This window comes from Streptomyces sp. NPDC001220 (assembly GCF_053597895.1).
This window is the reverse complement of sequence record NZ_JBSFJE010000004.1, coordinates 538,009-554,430: the sequence shown is the minus strand read 5'-3', so window position 1 is coordinate 554,430 and position 16,422 is coordinate 538,009. Positions and strand designations below refer to the sequence as shown.

The window sequence follows — 16,422 nt, the reverse complement described above, 5'->3', positions numbered from 1 at the left end:
GAGTGCACCATGCAGTACCGGACGCTCGGAAGCCAGGGCCTTGAGGTCTCGGCGATCGGCTACGGCGCGATGGGCCTGACGATGGCCTGCGGACCCACCGACGAGGAGGCCGGCGTCGCGGCCCTCCGCCGCGCCCACGACCTGGGCGTCACCTTCTCCGACACCGCCGAGATGTACGGCTGGGTATGGGCTGGGACGCGCACGGAAGGCGCCCTCGGTCCCACCGATGGACCGACAACTGGCGGCTTTGGGGCTCGCCTCGGCGCTACCCCCCTCACGGTCGGGTGAGAATTTCGGCTCCGCTGTCGGTGATGGCGATGGTGTGCTCGCTGTGCGCGGTCCGGCAGCCTGTCGCGCTGCGCAGCGTCCAACCGTCGGCGTCGGTGACGAGTGTGGCAGTGTCGGCCATGACCCAGGGCTCCAGGGCGAGCAGCAGTCCGGGGCGCAGCTTGTATCCGCGGCCGGGCCGCCCGGTGTTCGCGACGTGTGGGTCCTGGTGCATGGTCGAGCCGATGCCGTGGCCTCCGAACTCGGTGTTGATCGGGTAGCCCGCCTCGCTGAGGACCGTCCCGATGGCGTGGGAGAGGTCGCCGATGCGCGCCCCTGGCTTGGCGGCGGCGATGCCGGCGGCGAGTGCGCGTTCGGTCGTCTCGATCATCGCGACGCTCTCCGCCGGCCTGGCCGTGCCCACCAGAAAGCTGATCGCGGCGTCCGCGGCCACCCCGCCCCTGGCCACGGCGAGGTCGAGAGTCAGCAGATCCCCGTCTGCCAGCGTGTAGTTGTGAGGCCGCCCGTGCAGCACTCCGTCGTTGACGGCCGTGCAGATGTAGTGCCCGAACGGGCCGCGCCCGAAGGAAGGCGCGTAGTCGACGTAGCAGGACTGCGCTCCCGCCCCGGTGATCATCTCCTTGGCCCACTGGTCGATGTCCAGCAGGTTCGTCCCGACCGTGCTGCGCTGCTTCAGCGTGTGCAGGATGTTTCCGACCAGGGCGCCGGTGTCCCTCGCCCGCTCGAGCCGCGCGGAGTTCAGGATCTCAATCATGGGGGGCCTCTCATATACGTCCAATAACTAGCCGGTATAATTGTACCGGTATTAAAATGGGGTCATGGTCGGGTTGCCGCTCACCCCCGCCGGTCACCGAGGCGGCCCGGTCCCCCACGCCCGGTTCATCCGGCGGAAGGCCGTGCGGTCCTGGATCATTGTCAGCGCCATCGACCCGAGCCGCGGACATGCACCGCCGTCCCACGCATGTCATGTGCCTGCGGGGACATCCGGGGAAGGAGATGCCCGAGAAAAAGGAGCGCCGTCCATGATCACTCCCCGTCCTCGGATTCCGGGGCGTGCTCCACAAGCACGGCGCCGTCCGTCGAGCGGCACACATGTGTGACCATCGACGGCGCACGACGGGACGGAGCGGCGATCTTTTCGACGCGTCGGCCACCCATCGATTTTCATGCCCTGTGTGCAGGACGACGTGGTGGAGGAGACATGCCGCGACCGCGTGAAGAAGCCCGTTTCAGGCATCCTCGGCACGAGCGCCGAGGAGAGGCTCGGCTACCAGCCGTGGCAGCGACACTCGTCGCCATCGCGCTGTACCTTCTCCTGCCCCAGCAGCTCCTGATCACCCCCCGCTACGTACTGCCCGCCCTGGAGTGTGTGCTGCTCGTACCCCTCGTGGCGATCAACCCGCGCCGGCTGACTCGACAGACACGGGCGTTCCGTGTCCTGTCGCTGACGCTCGTGGCCGTGATCGCGGCGAGCAACCTCCTCGCGCTGGGAACCCTGGTCCACGAGCTGGTGTCGGCCGAAGTGAAGAACGGCCGGGCGCTGTTGGTGGCCTCGCTGCAGATCTGGCTCACCAACATCATCGTCTTCGGTCTGGCCTACTGGGAACTGGACCGCGGCGGCCCGGTCAGCCGGACCCAGGTGCCCCGCGAGGAACTGCCGTTGGCGGACTTCCGATTCTCTCAGGACGAGAACGACGACGCCGTCCAGGAGGTCTCCGACGGCGCCAGCAAGACGTCCGACTGGGTACCCACCCTGATGGACTACCTCTACGTATCGGTGACCAACTCCACCGCCTTCAGCCCCACCGACACCATGCCCCTCTCCACACGCGCCAAGTTCCTGATGAGCGTGGAGAGCGTCGCGGCCCTCCTGACTTCGCTCCTCGTCATCGCTCGCGCGGTGAGCATTCTGCACTGACGGTGTTCCGGGGCCGCTCGCCGCGTCCCTCGAAGTCCCCTCGTACGGCCGCGCCTTGATCCTCAACCAGCCCTGTGTCCTGCGGGACGTCCAGGACGGTCGTGCAGTGCTCGCACAGTCTCCCGTCTCCGGCCGGTGTCCCGCACACCTTGCAGAACCGCTGGACCTGCAGGTCTTCGGTCTTCTCCGTCATGACCTCTCCCGGACGGGCGAACAACGTCCGCCGCCGGGTACCCCGAGCCGCGGCAAAGCTACTGGTGTCGTGGCGGCGCCGGCGCGTCCGCCTCGTCCGTCGTGGCGTCGGGCACGTGGAAACATGCGCTGACCGACTTCCCGTGGGGACAGGGGTGCGACTCCCATTCGTCGGCCATGGCGTCCACCAGGAGCATGCCGCGCCCGCCGAGGCTCTCCGTGCCGGCCTCGCGAGGCACCGGCAGGTCACGCGAGCTGTCGTGCACGGAGACATGCAGACAGTGGTCGTCACACGTCATCACCAACTGGGCGCTGCTGTGGGCGTGCCGGTGCGCATTGGTCACCAGCTCGGAGACGGTGAGCAGGATCGCGTCCACCGTCTGCGGGGCAGCTGTGGTCCAGCCCCGCGCCTCCAAATGCGCACGCGCCCAGTCACGGGCTGCCTTCACTTCGCTGTTCAGGGGCAGCGTGCGCGCCCAGCCCACTGCCCGGAGCGACGAACCTTCCACGGCGATCCTTCCCGGTTGAGGCGAGTGCCGTCAGCGACGGTGTCAAAGCGTGGCCAGCAGGCCGGACTTGGGCCCGGCGACGCGGGTCGGCAACGGCTCGACGTGCCGGTCCGGCCACCCGGCGCCCCTGAGGGCTCCGGGCGAGCCGCTCGATGCGTTCCGTCGAGCCTGGCATGGCACGCCCTTCTCAAGACACCGCGCCCTGACCTGCTTCGGATACCCCTCAAACGTCGATTCAGCCCTGTAATTCGGCACCTCAGACACGTGCCTAGCCCCCCCGCACGGTCGTGACCGTCGGCCTTCCGCTGCCCGGCAGCGGGAAAACCCGTTGGACTGCCCGCCCTGCCCTGGGCACGATCAACACTGTGGACACCTACCTCGAGACCGAGCGCCTGACCCTGCGCCGTTTCACTCCCGACGACGCGGACCTGCTGATCGAGTTGGACAGCGACGCCGCGGTGATGCGCTATCTGACCGGGGGCCGGCCGACCGCCCCGGAGATCGTCCGCGAGCGCCACCTGCCCAGCATCATCGCCGGCTACGAGAAGTGGGGCGGCGATCTTGGGCTGTTCGCCGCGCACGAGAAGGACGGCGGCGCGTTCATCGGCTGGTTCTGCCTGCGTCCCGAGCCGCAGGGCCCGCTGGACGAGGCCGAACTCGGCTACCGGCTGCGGCGGGCGGCTTGGGGCAGGGGTTTTGCCACCGAAGGCTCGCGGGCCTTGCTGGGCAAGGCGTTCACCGGCCTCGGTGTGCGCATGGTCTGGGGTGAGACGATGACCGTGAACCAGGGTTCGCGCAACGTCATGGAGAAGCTCGCGATGACGCTCGCGGACACCATCCCCACTCCCCCCGACATGGAGATGGTCGAGGGTTCCGAGCAGGGGGGCGTGCGGTACGAGATCACCAGGGAACAGTGGGAGCAGCAGTAGCCACTCGCACGAAGGGCCGTTGCGCGAACCTCCGTTGCGCGAACGGCCCTTGTGCGTAAGGCCGTTGTGTGTACGGCCTCCGGGTCATGTGCTCGTGGCGACCCTGAGGGGCTGACCGCCGTCGACGGCCAGGCAGGTGCCGGTCAGGAAGGTGTTCGTCAGGGCGAAGAGGACGGCGTGGGCCACGTCCTCGGGTGTGCCGATGCGACCCGTGGGGTTGCCCGCGGACAGCCTGGCGAACAGTTCGGCCTTCTTCTGCTCGCCCAGCGGGTCCCACGCGCCGGTGTCGATGGTGCCGGGCGAGACGGCGTTGACCCGGATAGGCGCCAGTTCCACGGCCAGGGACCGTACGACGGTGTTGACGGCACCGTTGGTCGCGGCGACCCCGAGAAAGCCGGGGTCGGGTTCGAGCGCGGCCACACCGGAGAGCAGGACGAGGGAGCCGCCTGCCGGCATGGTGGGCGCGAAGTGCTTGGCGAGCATGATCGGCCCGACGACCTTGGTGTGGAACGACAGCAGGATCGCCTCGGGTTCGAGTTCGGGGACCAGCCCGCGGGCCCGGGCGGAAGCCGTCGAGACCACATGGTCCACGGCGCCCACCTCCGCCGCCAGGGCCTTGATGGACCCCTCGTCGGTCAGGTCGACGGTGGCGACCGTGACCTCGGTGTCCCCGTAACTCTTCCGCAGTGCCGCCCGGTCGCGGCCGGCCGCGATCACCCGGGCGCCCTCCGCCAGGGCCGCGTCGCTCACCGCTCGGGCGATCCCGCTGCCGCGGCCCACCACGAGAACGGTCTTGTCCTTCAGGTTCGTGGACACGAGAACTCCTCGTTCGTCGATTGCCGGTGTGATGTCAGCGGGCTTTCACCTCGTCGGCGTCCAGGCCGCGGTCGGCGCCGTGCGCGACGACGCTCTGCCCGGGTTCGGGACGCAGGCGTTCGCCGTCCAGACGGACCTCGACCTTGTCCGCCTCGAAGGACACCAGATCGCCGATCCGGTCCACCTCGCGGTAGGCGTCGCGGTACGTCCAGGCGGCGCGGTGCGCGTCGCCGATGTCGTAGTAGTCGCACAGGCCCTTGTAGGGGCAGAAGGTCTGGCCTTCGACGGGCCGGAGCCAGGCCTCGTCGATGTCCGCGCGGGGGACGTACCAGCGCGGGGCGAACCCGGACTCGTAGAGCACGACGGGGTGTTCGGAGCGGGCGATCACGGTGCCGCCGGCGCGGACCTCCAGCGTGCGTGAGGTCGTGCGGATGTCGATGCGGTGGTAGGCGTCGGCGGCGTGCCCGAGGATGCGTTCGTCCTCTTCGTAGAAGGCGTCCATGGCGCGCCAGGCGAAGGCGATACGACCGTCGAGATCGCCGGCGTGCTTGGGCGGTGCGGTGACTTCCCAGGCGGCGCGTTCGGTGGTGCGGTCGCCGGCGCTCACCGAGTACCAGGCGGTGTCGCCCAGGTCCTTGTGGCGGGTGACCCTGCCGCTGTCGACGAGGGCCGTCTCCTCGACGTCCTCGCGGGGGAAGTAGGCGACCGGGTAACGGCCGGGCTCGTGCAGCAGGACGACGTCCTCGCTGTCGGCGATCCAGGTCCCGTTGAACTTCACGCGCATACGGCGGCGCAGCCGCTCGGCGAACAGCAGGCGCTCGGGCAGCGGTTCGGGGGTGAGGAAGTGTCCGATCGCGCCGGTGGAGAGGGGGCCTTGTTGCCAGGAGAGTCCCATGGGGCTTTCCTTCCGGGTGCCGGGGTGGGGGTGCCGGGTGGAGCCGTCAGGCGAGGGCGCGGGCGAGGAAGTCGCGGATGTGCTCGGTGATGGCCTCCAGGTGGCTCTCCAGGGCGAAGTGCCCGGAGTCCAGGAGGTGGATCTCGGCGTCGGGCAGGTCCTGGGCGAACGCCCGGGCGCCGTCGGGGCCGAAGATCTCGTCGTTCGCGCCCCACACCGCCAGCAGCGGGACCTGCGAGTCGCTGAAGTACCGGTGGACCTGCGGGTAGAGGTCCACGTTGGTGGGATAGTCACGGAAGAGCTTGAGCTGGATCTCGTCGTTGCCGGGGCGGTCCAGCAGCGCCTGGTCGTGCACCCAGTTGTCCGGGCTGACCAGGCTGGGGTCGGCGACACCGTTCACGTACTGCCAGCGGGTGATCTCGGGGGTGAGGGCGCCGCGCATGGGACCTTCGGTCTTCGGTCCGGGGGCCTCGGCGTAGGCGAAGACGCCGTCCCAGAAGGGCTTGACGAAGCCCTCCTCGTAGGCGTTGCCGTTCTGCGTGACGATCGCGGTGATGCGGTCCGGGTTCCGTAGGGCGAGGCGCCAGCCGATGGGGGCGCCGTAGTCCTGGACGTACATCGCGAACCGGTCGACCCCCAGTTGTTCGAGCAGGCCGGCGGTGACGTCGGTGAGGGCGTCGAAGGTGTACGGGAAGTCGCCGAGATCCGGCATGGCGGACTGCCCGAATCCGATGTGGTCGGGGGCGATGACGCGGTAGCGGTCGGCGAGTCCCGGAATCAGGTTGCGGAACATGTGCGAGCTGGTCGGGAAGCCGTGGAGGAGCACCACGACGGGCGCCTGCGGATCGCCGGCCTCCCGGTAGAAGACGTCGAGGCCGTCGACGGTGACGGTGCGGTGGTGGACTGCGGGAACCATGGGTCTAACCCTTCCGTCATCCTTCACTGGTTATGTCTTCAGTCGAGCACAGGCCAGCTAACCTGTCAAGGCGAGTTAGATGGTTAGGTGTGGACACGGAGGGGGAGACCGGTACGCAGGCGATATCCCGGCCTACGGCCATCAGCCCGCATTGATGTAACCTGTCAAGTCTGTCGATGCGGTTAGGAGGCTGGCTGCCATGGTGACCGGCCGGGAGCAGCAGGACACGCTGCTGGAACTCCTCAACAGCACGCCCGTGGTCAACGGCGTCGTCCAGGACCTGCTGGCCGACCCGGAGGCCGCCAGGTCCTGGCAGCTGGCCCATGGGGGTACCGGCAGCGCGGAAGAACACCGGCATCTGCTCCAGGCGCGTGATCTCCTGCGGGACGTGGTGAGCGGCGACCGGGCCGCCGCCTCGCTGACCCCGCTGCTGGAGGACGTCACCTCGCGCCCGCGGCTGTCACCCGCGGGGGTGGCGTGGGAGCTGGACGCACCCGCGGAACGCCGCATGGCAGTGACCGCCGTCCTGGCCTGGAGCACACTGCAGGAGGCCATGCCGGGCCGGCTGCGCGCCTGCGCCAACCCGGAGTGCCGCCTGTTCCTCATAGACCGCAGCAAGACCAACAGGGCCCGCTGGTGCTCGATGGCCGTCTGCGGCAACCGGATGAAGGCACGACGCCACTACCAGCGCACCCGCGACGCGGCGGCCGGGTGACATCCCCGACGCGGTGGTCACCGGCGTCGTGCGCGGTTTCGGCCGTGCAGCCGAGCTTCACGCGGGCCTGCCATGCGCATCACGTGGGGCGGCTAGGCCGGAAGGCGCTGCTCCTGGCCGCCCGCCTCCGGGCGTCGGGGGCCGCCCCGCCCCCGGAGAGAGGTCACATCACGGCGTCGGTCTGGAGCGGGCCCGCGGTGATGCGGAGCGCCCGGACGCGAACCGGCTCTTCCTGGTCGAGGTAGAAGATGTGCATGAACGGGGCGCGCACCACCCGGTCCGGCTCGCTCTTCTTGTTCATGGTCGCCTCGCCACGAAGCAGCCGGACGCCGTCGCCGGCGGCCCAGTACTCCAGGACCTCATGGGTGATGTCCAGCGGTGCGTCGATCTTGACGAAGAACGCCTTGATGGCCTCGGCTCCGTGAATGTGCGCGGTGCCGAAATACATGTCGGTGTCCTCGGTCAGCGGTGCGAAGCCCTCATCGAAGTCCAGGGTGTCGATGGCTTCCATGAACTTCAGGACCCAGTCGGGTACGGCGGTCGCGCGTGCGGTGTCGGTCATGGTGGTGGGCTCCTGTTCGGGCGGCGGCGGGCAGGGCGGCGAGGAACGCGTCGATTCCGGCGTTGACGGCGTCGGCAGTCGCACCCTCGTTTTCTCGTTTTCAGGAAGCGCCGGGCGCGTTCGCGGATGCCGTCCTGGCGAGGGTGTCCGCCACCGTGGTGCAGGCGAGCCGGGCCACGGAACGCAGCTCGGCGTCCGTGGTGCCGGCACGGCTCAGTACGGCCAGCGACTGGTTGACGGCGACGACGAACGTGGCGAGCTCGTCGAGCGTCCGGCTGTCGGCAGAGGAGTCCGCCAGCGCCGCGCGCACCCGTTGGCGCTGCAAGTCGATCAGGCCACGCACCTGCGCGCTGTTCTCCTCCTTCAGCGTCGGTGACTGCGCGGCGGACTGGGCGATGAGACACCCCACGGGGACCGACGCGTCGGCGATACGGCCCAGGACGACGCCGAAGAACGCCTCGATCGCCCGCACCGGATTACCGGGGTGCGCCGCGAGCGCCTGCTCGTACTGCGCGCCGTAGATCGACGAGTAGCGGTCGAGGCACTTGCCGAAGAGCGCCTCCTTGTTGCCGAAGGCGCCGTAGAGGGAGCCCCGGCCGAGGCCGGTGGCCGAACCGAGGGCATCGAGCGAGGCGTCCGCGTACCCGCGCTGCCAGAACACCCGCATGGCCTGGTCCAGGGCCGCGCCGATGTCGAACTGCTTTCTGCCGGACACGACACGCACCTCCTCCTTCACGCCCCCGTCGCGCCTTCGCCGTGAGTCTACTCGCATCTTGGATCGATCGGTCGAGTCATCTTTGACCGATCGATCCAAGATGGCTAGCGTGAGGGTCCCGGTTCTCGCACTCGAAGGGCCGCACATAAACGTGGCATTCACCCCTCGCCCGGCACACCGAACCAGCACGCCCGACACCCACGAAGGAAACCGATGACCGACCCCGCGAGCTCCGCCCGTGCCTCCGACAACCCTGTCCGCGACCTGCCGTTGCACGACCTGGCCGGTTTCACCCACCGCTGGGTCGACGCGGGCGGTATCCGACTTCATGCCGTCGAGGGCGGCCGGCCGAACGGCCCGGCCGTCGTGCTGCTCGCTGGATTCCCGCAGACCTGGTGGGCGTGGCGAAAGGTGATGCCCCACCTGGCCGACCGATTCCACGTCATCGCGATCGACCTGCCGGGCCAGGGCCACTCCGAACGCCCGGACGGCAGTTACGACACGCACACGGTCGCCGCGTACGTCCACGCCGCGGTGAAGGCGCTCGGAGTCTCTGCATACTGGTTGGCCGCCCACGACATCGGCGCGTGGGTCGCCTTCTCCCTCGCGTTGAAGTACGAGAGCGAGCTGCGCGGCGTCGCACTCCTCGACGCCGGAATCCCGGGTGTCACACTCCCCGACGCCATTCCGACCGACCCCGAGGTGGCCTGGAAGACCTGGCACTTCGCATTCCATCTCGTGCCCGAGCTGCCCGAGACACTGCTCTCAGGCCGCGAACGCGAGTACGTCGGCTGGTTCCTGAAGGTCAAAACCCTCTCCCCCGACACCTTCGACGACGCCGAGATCGAGCAGTACGCCGCGGCCGTCGCGGCTGACGGCGGACTCCGCGCCTCCCTGGCCTACTACCGAGACGCCGCTGAATCGGCGCGGAAGAACCACGAGGCCCTTGAGCAACAGCACCTGGCGGTGCCGGTTCTCGGGATCTCCAGCAGCCACGGCTCCATCCCCGACATGGCGGCTTCCCTCAGCCTGTGGGCCGACGACATCGCCGGGATGGTCGTGCCGGACGCAGGACACTTCATCCCGGACGAACAACCCGACGCCGTCGCCGCCGCTCTGGTCGGCTTCATCACCCAAGGCGATTGACGGACGCTCCGTCGGCAGTTCGAGCGGCGAGGCCCGCTTCAAGACCGGAGGCCGACGCGGAGGTTTGTCCCAGCCTTCCGAGGACACTCGCGATCCACCCCCTGCGCACCTTCTCGGAGAAGGACTCGCCATGGCAGTGCTAGCGGTGCTCATCCCGCCCCTGATGCTCGGCCTGATGCTCGCCCTGGGCAGATACGAGGAACTGCTGCTGCCGAAGCAGGACGCCGATCGACCCGCCCCTCCGGTCACGCCGACCGAGCTCGCCAACGCCACGACGGGAAGTCCGGCAGCCACGCTCCACGTCCCCGCCCTGTAGGTCGGATACGACTCTCCCCGGCGCGCCCGGGCACGCGAGAGCCCCGGAACTCGTTGGCGAGTTCCGGGGCCGTGGTGCTCGGAGCGGGCCCCGGGTCAGATGAGCGGGCCGCCGAACGGGGTGCCGCCCGTGCCGTAGTAGGTGCCCAGCTCGTCGCGGTAGCCCTGGTCGCCGAGATGCTTCTCGCGGTGGAACTCAGGAGCATCCTTGATCTGCTGCTTGGCAAGGCCGATGAAGACCTTCTTCTCGTTCGGGTCGATGCTCTCGACCGTGCTCGCCGGGAGCATGACCTCCTTGCCGAAGATCCACACACCGGTGTCGACCACCAGGTAGGCGTCACCGACCTCGTCGGAGTGCTTGTCGACCTTGCCGATGCTGCCGTCCGTGGCCTCGACCTTGTATCCAGTGAGGTCGGCGCCCGCAAGACGGCCCGCGGTCGACTTGTAACTCCACACATTCTCAGTCACGCGAAAACAACTCCTCCGGTAAAAGGGGGACGGCGGAGACCTCCGCCGGTCCCTCCCTTTCAGCAGTCGTACACGGCGGTTTGTCCGACCGCCTTGGTCGCGGGTGCCCCGCGTCCAGGATCACACGCCCCGCATTCGGGCCAGAATCCGGAATTTCCTCCGGACCTCGCACGGGAAGTGTTTCTGTCGGTCAACTACCAGCGGTACCAGCGGCCACTGCCACCCTTCGGACGGGCAACGAACCCGACGAGCCACAGGACCAACACGACGATCGCGACCCACCACAGAATTTTCAGCGCGAAACCCGCACCGAAGAGAATCAGGGCCAGCAGAAGAACGAGAAGCAGGGGAATCATAATTGTCAACCTCCGAACCGCCGTGTGCCCGCCGGTCCCCCGTCCATGCCTATGAATTCGAAACAGAACTCGTCGGGACGCTCTGGCCGGACACCGGGTTCACCATTCGGCGGAGCGGGAGGCGTTCATGCGGCGTGGTCCCGTTCCAGTTCCCGCTTGAGGTTGCGCAGGGTCTTGTCGATGTTGCGGACCTGGAAGTCGGCGAACGTACTGCCCGAAGTGACGAGCCGGTCGAAGGCGCCGGCCACGAACGCCGGCCACGCGCGCCGGTCGTCCGTCCAGGTCTCCGTCACCCGGGTGCCCCGGCCGGCCGGCTCGAAGCGGTACTCCCAGGTGGCGATCGGACCGCGCAGGCGCGGACGGGTTCGCCCGATGGCGTGGACGCGAAAGGCGAAGCGGCGGTCCGGATCTGCCGCCGTAACCGTGCAGCGCGTGACCCACCGGAACCTTCCCCGCTTGTTGCGTCCGACGAACGTGGCGCCCGGCGTGACGTCCTCGCCCGTCCAGTCGGCTGTCGTTCCGAGGTTCTCCGGACTCCAGCGACCCATGTCACCGGGTCGGCTGACGGCTTGGTACGCGGCCGCCGGTGGGACGTCGATGACGATGCTGCCGCTCACGGTGAATACCCGGGTCACTGCTCTGCCTCTCACCGGAAACATCAAGCTACTGTCGAGTAGGAATCATGGCAGGCGACCGCACGGAGCCGGAGTCCGGGGATCTGAGGTCCGGTGCCAGGAGGTTGACGGGGCGGGGACCGTCCGGCCACGGTGGATCCGGCCGGAACTCGTCCACGGGAAGCCCGAGTTCGCGCGGATCCAGCCCGACCACGCCGCCGGGACATGCATCCGGCCGACGGGGGCAGAAGAAGCTCACCCCGTTCTCCACCGAAGGCGACACAGTGACCCTCTCCGTGCATGCCCGCGAGACCGCCGCCACCATCACGGAAACACCTGCCGCCGCGGACGACCTGCCCTGGATCGAGGACGGCGGAAAGGTAACCCCCAAGGACGCACGCGAGTTGTCCCGGCTGTTCCTCGATCGCCTCCAGACCCTGGAGGAAGGCACCCCCGAGTACCAGTACGCCCGCAACACCCTGATCGAGATGAACCTGTCCCTGGTGAGGTTCGCGGCCCGCCGGTTCCGCAACCGGGGCGGCGGCGACCTGGAAGACGTCGTCCAGGTCGGCACGATCGGCCTGATCAAGGCCATCGACCGCTTCGACCTCTCCCGCGAGGTCGAGTTCACCTCGTTCGCGATCCCCTACATCGTCGGCGAGATCAAACGCTTCTTCCGCGACACCACCTGGGCCGTCCACGTCCCACGACGCCTGCAGGAACTCCGCGTCAGCCTCGCCAAGGGCAAAGACGCGCTCGCGGCCGAGCTGGGCCGCACCCCCACCGTGAAGGAACTCGCCACCCACCTGGACCTGACCGACGACGAGATCATCGAGGGCCTCGTCGCCGCCAACGGCTACGTCGCCGGCTCCATCGACACCCCGGGCTGCGACGACGACACCGACAGCACGCCGACCTACGCGGACACGCTGGGAGACACCGACCCGGCACTGGAGCTGTTCGAGAACCTGCACACGCTCGGACCCCTGCTCCAGCAGCTCGACGACCGCGAACGGGCCATCATCGAGATGCGCTTCGGCCAGGAGATGACCCAGGCCGAGATCGGCCGCGAACTGCACGTCTCCCAGATGCACGTCTCCCGCCTGCTGAGCCGCATCCTGACCAAGCTCCGCAGCGGTCTCCTGACCGGGTGAGCCCGCGGAGCTCAGCGGGGGCCAACCGGGCCGTCGGCCAAGGCGATACGGGCGATGACGCTCTTGCCCGTCGGTTCAAGCCGGACCTGGAACGCCTGCACGACGGCCATGACGATCTCCAGCCCGTGCTGGCCCACCCTCCCCGGATCGACCGACCGGGCCGCGGGCTGCACCTGGGCGCTGTCCCGAACGGTCACCTCCACCACGCCGTCCGCGATGCTCAGCTCCATGTGCAGCGGCCCGGGCGCGTATTTGCGGGCGTTGGTGACCAGTTCGCTGACCACCAGGCGCGTGAGATCGACGGCCCGCTCGGAGACTGCCACGTCATGGTCGGCCCGTGCCCGGCCGAGGAACTCTGCCGCGTGGTGCCGGGCTTCGGCGATACAGGCATCGCCGCCTCCCAACGAGACGGCGGTGGCTATGAGACGGGTACTCGGCTGCCCTTCGCCGTCGCTGTCGGCAGGCTCCACTCTTCGTCACCTTCGTTCCCCTGTCGACCGGCGACCGCCCGGCGCGACTCATGTAATTCTTCCTCGAACCGGCCGACCGGTTCGAGCGTGCCTTCCCCTGGCATCCGGGCCGATGTCCGGCGCCGGAGCCACACCAGCGAACTCGGTCGAGGACTCGCTGACAGCGGCGGACGGACCAGTCCGAGCAACTGACGATAAGCCAATCCACTGTCAGCGGCGTCCGGGGCGTCGCCCCCTGACCGCATGCAGGTCCGCGCGGCCCCTCTCGGGTCAGGACGGGCTGCCTTCTTCGCAGACCCGGCGGGCGACCACGCGGAGCTTGGTGTTGTTCGCCTGCGCGTAGCGGCGCGGCACGTTGAACGCTTCTTCCTCGGTGAGGTGGTGGCCGCCCATGACGATGCCCATGGCCTCGCCGACGAGGTGGCGGGTGGCGACGGTGTCCGCACCCGCCGGTCGCGCCGCAGGGCGCTCATGCCGCGTCGCACTGGGCGACGATGCGGGTCACCGTGACCGTGACGGTGACCGGCTCCGGGGTGGCGAGGTGGGAGACGACGGCGGTCCGCACCCGGTCGTGTACGTTGCGGGCGACGTCCAGGGGCCGCTCGCGCTCGGCGAGGGCGCAGCGCACCTCGATGTGCCATCCCGGGTCGTCCGGCGCCCGCTCGGCGCGGACGCCCGCCTCGGGAGGCGTGCGGTGGGACGCGGTGGACGTCCGGGTGGGCGCGGCGGCTGCCGCGAGGCGTTGGGCGAGTCGGGGTTGCAGGCCGATGACGCCGGGAACCGCGAGGGCTGCCTCGGCCACGACGCCGACGATCGTGGTCGGGCCGGTGGTGGTCATCGCGCACCACCACCGGTCCGGAGGCCGGCGCCGAGGGACGGCGGCCACCGCTCGGCCACGTCGACCACGGCGATGTCGACGGCCGTCACCGCGAGCCCCAGATCCTGACCGGCCGAGTGAAGGACCGACCGTCGCACCTCGTGTACGCGCTCGGGCAGCGGACGGTCGAGGCCGGCGACGAGAGTCATGGTCACCCGGACGTCGGTGCCCTCGCCCGCGGACGTGAGCCGGCAGGTCGCCGCCCTCGCACCGGGGACCGTGTCCGCGGCCTGCCGCAGTACCTTCGCCGCGGCACTCTCGGTGATCCGCAGGTCGCGGTCCGGGTCGGCCAGGGGCAGCAGCCGTCCCAGCCTGGCCTCCGCCCTGACGGCGTTCATGACGCGGTCGGCGAGTGCGGACAGGCCGGGAGGGTCCACGGCGCGCAGCGCCCGGGTGGCCTCGTTCACCGTGGCCAGCCCCTCGACGGCCTCGCGGCAGTGCGGACAGGAGACGGTGTGCGGGTCCCGGGCCGCTGCCTCGTCCTGGGCCTGTTCCCAGACCCGGCTGAGGAGGCGGCCGCAGGGCAGCGTCTCGTCCCCCGGGAACGGTGGCACGTCCGCGGTGGCCGATCCGGTGCGGGGCCCGTCGGCTCCCGGCGGTGCGGACGGCTGCGGGTGCGGGTCGTCTAGCGCCATGGGCCCATCGCCTCCTGCAGGGATCGGCGTGCCCGGAACAGTCTGCCGCGCACCGTCGGCTCGCTGGTCCGCGTCTCGAGGGCTATCTCCTTGTAGGGCAGGCCCTGCACCTCCCGCAGGATCCAGCAGATCCGCTGCCCGGCGTCCAGTTCGGCGAGCGCGCGGGTCAGGGCGGCGGCGGTCGCGTCCCGCTCGGCGGACCGGTCGGGCTGGCTCCACGGGTCGCCCGCCGCGGGTTCGAGGACGGTGTTCAGCGGGAGGGGCGGCAGTCGGCGCCGGCGCATGGTCAGGCAACGGTTGACCGTGATCCGGTACATCCAGGTACGGAACTCCGCGCTCTGGCGGTATTCCGGCAGTCGTCGCCAGGCGCTGACGAAGGCGTCCTGGACCGCGTCCTCGGCGTCCTGGGGGTTGCCGAGCATGCAGCGGGCCAGGGTCAGCAGGGACCGGCTGTGCCGTCGGACAAGAACGGCGAAGGAGTCCTCGTCTCCCTCGGCCGCCCGTACGGCCAGCAGTCCGTCCGGCAGGTCGCATTCCAGCCGTGGCGAAGCGGTGCGTTCGATCATGACAACTCCCGCACAGGGCTTGGAACGTGCGAGTACCCACACATGTCCATGTGATGCACATCACATGTGTTGAGCGTGAGAAGGACGCCGTCACGTGTGTCCAACCTCTTGACGGCACCACGCAGGTGTCTCCCACTGACCGATCGAGGCGACCGCCATGACGGACAACATCACCAGCGTCAGCGGGGGCGGCCGGGCCGATGCGGGCGTGAGCGCGCTGAAGGGCCGTACCGGGGCCGGGACTCCGGCCGAGACACGGGGGAAGACCACCATCGCGGACGGCGTAGTGGCCAAGATCGCGGGCATGGCCGCCCGCGAGGTACCCGGCATCCACAGCCTGGGAGCGGGGATGGCCCGTGCCTTCGGCGCCATGCGGGAACGCGTCCCCGGCGGAGGCGGAGGCGGAGGCGTCACGCGGGGAGTGAAGGTCGAGGTCGGCGAGCGGCAGGCCGCGGTGGACCTGGACGTCGTCGTCGAGTACGGCGTCTCCATCGTCGACGTCGCCGGCGGCGTACGCGCCAACGTGATCAGCGCCGTGGAGCGGATGACGGGGCTGGAGGTCGTCGAGGTGAACATCGTCGTCGACGACGTCAACCTCCCCGACGACGAGGACGAGGAGGGGCGGACCGAACCGGACGAGGGCCGCGTGCGGTGACCGCAGCCGTGACCAGCGCCGTGTCCGCGGGCCTGCGCGGGCGATCACGGCGACAGGGACGTTCGCGAGACGGGTGAGTACATGATGAACGCAGCGACGACGGGCCTCGCGGCCGGTATGGCCCTGGGTTTCGCCGGTTACTTCGGCGGCTTCTGGGCTTTCCTGCTCGTTCTCGTGCTGGGGGCGGCGGGGCTGATCGTCGGCCTCGCCGTGCAGGGTGATCTCGACCTCCGTGCGCGGAGGCAGCGGTGAACACCCGGCCCGGTGCCCCGCCCCCCGGCGAAGGGTCCGGCCCCCCGGCGCGGGCCGCCGGCCTGCCGCCCCCGGCCGAGCGGGGCGCCACCGTCATACCGGACAAGGTGGTCGCCCGGATCGCCGCGCAGGCCGCCCGCACGGCCCAGTCCCGGCGCGCCGCCGTACCGCCCGACCGGGACGCACCGGCGGCGCCCGCCGCCTCCGCGGCCACCCGTACCGGGTCGGTACGGGTGCACCTGACCATGGACCTGCCCTACCCCGCCGACATCCCCGGGATGTGCGAGCGGATACGGCAGGACGTCGCCGAACGGGTGGCCCAACTGACCGGTCTGGAGGTAGGAGAGGTCACGCTCACCGTCCGGCGGCTGGTGACCGCCGCCGGCGCCGACCGGGGACGGGTCCGGTGAGCCGCCCCTCGGCCGGTGCGGCCGGCCTCGTCACGCAAGAAGCCTCGCC

The 16,422-nt window shown here is 69.7% G+C and carries 24 protein-coding genes and 1 pseudogene; 10 read left to right on the top strand and 15 right to left on the bottom strand.

Translation table 11 applies throughout. The features are described 5' to 3' along the window. Positions 1-9 precede the first annotated feature (9 nt). Positions 10-288: an aldo/keto reductase gene (locus ACWDGI_RS13165; protein WP_450758360.1), complete on the top strand. Its 279-nt coding sequence runs from the start codon at positions 10-12 to the stop codon at positions 286-288. On the opposite strand, the gene map is transcribed toward ACWDGI_RS13165, so the two are convergent. Next, positions 275-1,042 carry a type I methionyl aminopeptidase gene (map, locus tag ACWDGI_RS13160; RefSeq protein ID WP_450758358.1) on the bottom strand — a complete coding sequence of 256 codons (768 nt, stop codon included), beginning with the start codon at positions 1,040-1,042 and terminating at the stop codon, positions 275-277. The two genes, ACWDGI_RS13165 and map, sit on opposite strands and share 14 nt — an antisense overlap. A 522-nt stretch (positions 1,043-1,564) precedes the next feature. Between map and ACWDGI_RS13155 the strand changes: the two genes are divergently transcribed. Continuing rightward, complete coding sequence (locus ACWDGI_RS13155; protein WP_450758356.1) at positions 1,565-2,206, top strand: hypothetical protein; 642 nt, start codon at positions 1,565-1,567, stop codon at positions 2,204-2,206. Positions 2,207-2,457: 251 nt separating this feature from the next. On the opposite strand, the gene ACWDGI_RS13150 is transcribed toward ACWDGI_RS13155, so the two are convergent. Further along, positions 2,458-2,907 carry an ATP-binding protein gene (locus ACWDGI_RS13150; protein WP_450758354.1) on the bottom strand — a complete coding sequence of 150 codons (450 nt, stop codon included), beginning with the start codon at positions 2,905-2,907 and terminating at the stop codon, positions 2,458-2,460. A 365-nt stretch (positions 2,908-3,272) separates the two neighbouring features. On the opposite strand from ACWDGI_RS13150, the gene ACWDGI_RS13145 reads away from it, so the two are divergent. Beyond that, a complete protein-coding gene (locus ACWDGI_RS13145; RefSeq protein ID WP_450758352.1) occupies positions 3,273-3,836 on the top strand; it encodes a GNAT family N-acetyltransferase in 564 nt (187 codons plus the stop codon). Between the two features lie 84 nt (positions 3,837-3,920). Here the strand turns inward: ACWDGI_RS13145 and ACWDGI_RS13140 are convergent, their stop codons facing one another. Genes ACWDGI_RS13140 through ACWDGI_RS13130 form a run of 3 tightly spaced genes read right to left on the bottom strand, consistent with a single transcriptional unit; the run spans position 3,921 to position 6,463 of the window. Beyond that, positions 3,921-4,652, bottom strand: coding sequence for an SDR family oxidoreductase (locus tag ACWDGI_RS13140; protein ID WP_450758350.1), 732 nt, complete (start codon positions 4,650-4,652; stop codon positions 3,921-3,923). 34 nt (positions 4,653-4,686) lie between these two features. Beyond that, complete coding sequence (locus ACWDGI_RS13135; protein WP_450758348.1) at positions 4,687-5,547, bottom strand: DUF427 domain-containing protein; 861 nt, start codon at positions 5,545-5,547, stop codon at positions 4,687-4,689. Positions 5,548-5,593: 46 nt separating this feature from the next. Then, positions 5,594-6,463: an alpha/beta fold hydrolase gene (locus tag ACWDGI_RS13130; protein WP_450758346.1), complete on the bottom strand. Its 870-nt coding sequence runs from the start codon at positions 6,461-6,463 to the stop codon at positions 5,594-5,596. Positions 6,464-6,662: 199 nt separating this feature from the next. Between ACWDGI_RS13130 and ACWDGI_RS13125 the strand changes: the two genes are divergently transcribed. Beyond that, on the top strand, positions 6,663-7,178 hold the full coding sequence (locus tag ACWDGI_RS13125) for a CGNR zinc finger domain-containing protein (protein ID WP_450758342.1): 516 nt from the start codon (positions 6,663-6,665) through the stop codon (positions 7,176-7,178). A gap of 163 nt (positions 7,179-7,341) precedes the next feature. On the opposite strand, the gene ACWDGI_RS13120 is transcribed toward ACWDGI_RS13125, so the two are convergent. Further along, the gene (locus tag ACWDGI_RS13120) at positions 7,342-7,740 is read right to left on the bottom strand and encodes a nuclear transport factor 2 family protein (RefSeq protein ID WP_450758341.1); all 399 of its coding nucleotides are present in this window, start codon (positions 7,738-7,740) and stop codon (positions 7,342-7,344) included. 100 nt (positions 7,741-7,840) lie between these two features. Beyond that, positions 7,841-8,455, bottom strand: coding sequence for a TetR/AcrR family transcriptional regulator (locus tag ACWDGI_RS13115; RefSeq protein ID WP_450758339.1), 615 nt, complete (start codon positions 8,453-8,455; stop codon positions 7,841-7,843). A gap of 213 nt (positions 8,456-8,668) precedes the next feature. Here ACWDGI_RS13115 and ACWDGI_RS13110 point away from each other — a divergent pair, with 213 nt between their 5' ends. Then, positions 8,669-9,601: an alpha/beta fold hydrolase gene (locus ACWDGI_RS13110; protein ID WP_450758337.1), complete on the top strand. Its 933-nt coding sequence runs from the start codon at positions 8,669-8,671 to the stop codon at positions 9,599-9,601. A 130-nt stretch (positions 9,602-9,731) separates the two neighbouring features. Beyond that, entirely contained in the window at positions 9,732-9,917 is a 186-nt protein-coding gene (locus ACWDGI_RS13105) for a hypothetical protein (protein ID WP_450758335.1), read from the top strand. Between the two features lie 95 nt (positions 9,918-10,012). Here the strand turns inward: ACWDGI_RS13105 and ACWDGI_RS13100 are convergent, their stop codons facing one another. The 3 genes from ACWDGI_RS13100 to ACWDGI_RS13090 all read right to left on the bottom strand — a co-directional run bounded on the left by ACWDGI_RS13100 (position 10,013) and on the right by ACWDGI_RS13090 (position 11,375). Then, positions 10,013-10,384 (bottom strand): PRC-barrel domain containing protein, encoded by a 372-nt coding sequence (locus ACWDGI_RS13100; protein ID WP_450758333.1) that lies wholly within the window; start codon positions 10,382-10,384, stop codon positions 10,013-10,015. A gap of 194 nt (positions 10,385-10,578) precedes the next feature. Further along, entirely contained in the window at positions 10,579-10,740 is a 162-nt protein-coding gene (locus ACWDGI_RS13095; protein WP_450758331.1) for a hydrophobic protein, read from the bottom strand. 125 nt (positions 10,741-10,865) lie between these two features. Further along, positions 10,866-11,375: an SRPBCC family protein gene (locus tag ACWDGI_RS13090; RefSeq protein WP_450758329.1), complete on the bottom strand. Its 510-nt coding sequence runs from the start codon at positions 11,373-11,375 to the stop codon at positions 10,866-10,868. Between the two features lie 275 nt (positions 11,376-11,650). On the opposite strand from ACWDGI_RS13090, the gene ACWDGI_RS13085 reads away from it, so the two are divergent. Then, positions 11,651-12,508 (top strand): SigB/SigF/SigG family RNA polymerase sigma factor, encoded by an 858-nt coding sequence (locus tag ACWDGI_RS13085; RefSeq protein ID WP_450758505.1) that lies wholly within the window; start codon positions 11,651-11,653, stop codon positions 12,506-12,508. Between the two features lie 11 nt (positions 12,509-12,519). Here ACWDGI_RS13085 and ACWDGI_RS13080 read toward each other — a convergent pair whose 3' ends face one another. From ACWDGI_RS13080 to ACWDGI_RS13060, 5 genes and pseudogenes are all read right to left on the bottom strand, one after another. Beyond that, positions 12,520-12,978, bottom strand: a complete 459-nt coding sequence (locus tag ACWDGI_RS13080) for an ATP-binding protein (protein ID WP_450758327.1) — start codon at positions 12,976-12,978, stop codon at positions 12,520-12,522. 270 nt (positions 12,979-13,248) lie between these two features. Beyond that, positions 13,249-13,404: pseudogene (locus tag ACWDGI_RS13075) on the bottom strand (ANTAR domain-containing protein); the annotation flags it as partial. 43 nt (positions 13,405-13,447) lie between these two features. Further along, entirely contained in the window at positions 13,448-13,816 is a 369-nt protein-coding gene (locus ACWDGI_RS13070) for a hypothetical protein (protein ID WP_450758325.1), read from the bottom strand. Beyond that, positions 13,813-14,490: a hypothetical protein gene (locus ACWDGI_RS13065; RefSeq protein WP_450758323.1), complete on the bottom strand. Its 678-nt coding sequence runs from the start codon at positions 14,488-14,490 to the stop codon at positions 13,813-13,815. Before ACWDGI_RS13065 ends, ACWDGI_RS13070 begins: the two co-directional genes overlap by 4 nt. Beyond that, positions 14,481-15,056, bottom strand: coding sequence for an RNA polymerase sigma factor (locus ACWDGI_RS13060; protein ID WP_450758321.1), 576 nt, complete (start codon positions 15,054-15,056; stop codon positions 14,481-14,483). The genes ACWDGI_RS13065 and ACWDGI_RS13060 overlap by 10 nt, the downstream gene beginning before the upstream one ends. Before the next feature lie 157 nt (positions 15,057-15,213). On the opposite strand from ACWDGI_RS13060, the gene ACWDGI_RS13055 reads away from it, so the two are divergent. The 3 genes from ACWDGI_RS13055 to ACWDGI_RS13045 all read left to right on the top strand — a co-directional run bounded on the left by ACWDGI_RS13055 (position 15,214) and on the right by ACWDGI_RS13045 (position 16,373). Continuing rightward, complete coding sequence (locus tag ACWDGI_RS13055; protein WP_450758320.1) at positions 15,214-15,711, top strand: Asp23/Gls24 family envelope stress response protein; 498 nt, start codon at positions 15,214-15,216, stop codon at positions 15,709-15,711. Between the two features lie 81 nt (positions 15,712-15,792). Then, complete coding sequence (locus ACWDGI_RS13050; protein WP_450758511.1) at positions 15,793-15,963, top strand: hypothetical protein; 171 nt, start codon at positions 15,793-15,795, stop codon at positions 15,961-15,963. After that, entirely contained in the window at positions 15,960-16,373 is a 414-nt protein-coding gene (locus ACWDGI_RS13045; protein ID WP_450758318.1) for an Asp23/Gls24 family envelope stress response protein, read from the top strand. Before ACWDGI_RS13050 ends, ACWDGI_RS13045 begins: the two co-directional genes overlap by 4 nt. The last annotated feature ends 49 nt before the right edge of the window (positions 16,374-16,422 follow it).

What these genes read in the sequence shown, in the direction of transcription:
- ACWDGI_RS13130 (WP_450758346.1), bottom strand. Translation starts at nt 6,463, where the DNA reads ATGGTTCCCGCAGTCCACCACCGCACCGTCACCGTCGACGGCCTCGAC.
- ACWDGI_RS13120 (WP_450758341.1), bottom strand. Translation starts at nt 7,740, where the DNA reads ATGACCGACACCGCACGCGCGACCGCCGTACCCGACTGGGTCCTGAAG.
- map (WP_450758358.1), bottom strand. Translation starts at nt 1,042, where the DNA reads ATGATTGAGATCCTGAACTCCGCGCGGCTCGAGCGGGCGAGGGACACC.
- ACWDGI_RS13060 (WP_450758321.1), bottom strand. Translation starts at nt 15,056, where the DNA reads ATGATCGAACGCACCGCTTCGCCACGGCTGGAATGCGACCTGCCGGAC.
- ACWDGI_RS13050 (WP_450758511.1), top strand. Translation starts at nt 15,793, where the DNA reads ATGATGAACGCAGCGACGACGGGCCTCGCGGCCGGTATGGCCCTGGGT.
- ACWDGI_RS13070 (WP_450758325.1), bottom strand. Translation starts at nt 13,816, where the DNA reads ATGACCACCACCGGCCCGACCACGATCGTCGGCGTCGTGGCCGAGGCA.
- ACWDGI_RS13055 (WP_450758320.1), top strand. Translation starts at nt 15,214, where the DNA reads ATGACGGACAACATCACCAGCGTCAGCGGGGGCGGCCGGGCCGATGCG.
- ACWDGI_RS13125 (WP_450758342.1), top strand. Translation starts at nt 6,663, where the DNA reads ATGGTGACCGGCCGGGAGCAGCAGGACACGCTGCTGGAACTCCTCAAC.
- ACWDGI_RS13110 (WP_450758337.1), top strand. Translation starts at nt 8,669, where the DNA reads ATGACCGACCCCGCGAGCTCCGCCCGTGCCTCCGACAACCCTGTCCGC.
- ACWDGI_RS13105 (WP_450758335.1), top strand. Translation starts at nt 9,732, where the DNA reads ATGGCAGTGCTAGCGGTGCTCATCCCGCCCCTGATGCTCGGCCTGATG.
- ACWDGI_RS13095 (WP_450758331.1), bottom strand. Translation starts at nt 10,740, where the DNA reads ATGATTCCCCTGCTTCTCGTTCTTCTGCTGGCCCTGATTCTCTTCGGT.
- ACWDGI_RS13135 (WP_450758348.1), bottom strand. Translation starts at nt 5,547, where the DNA reads ATGGGACTCTCCTGGCAACAAGGCCCCCTCTCCACCGGCGCGATCGGA.
- ACWDGI_RS13065 (WP_450758323.1), bottom strand. Translation starts at nt 14,490, where the DNA reads ATGGCGCTAGACGACCCGCACCCGCAGCCGTCCGCACCGCCGGGAGCC.
- ACWDGI_RS13165 (WP_450758360.1), top strand. Translation starts at nt 10, where the DNA reads ATGCAGTACCGGACGCTCGGAAGCCAGGGCCTTGAGGTCTCGGCGATC.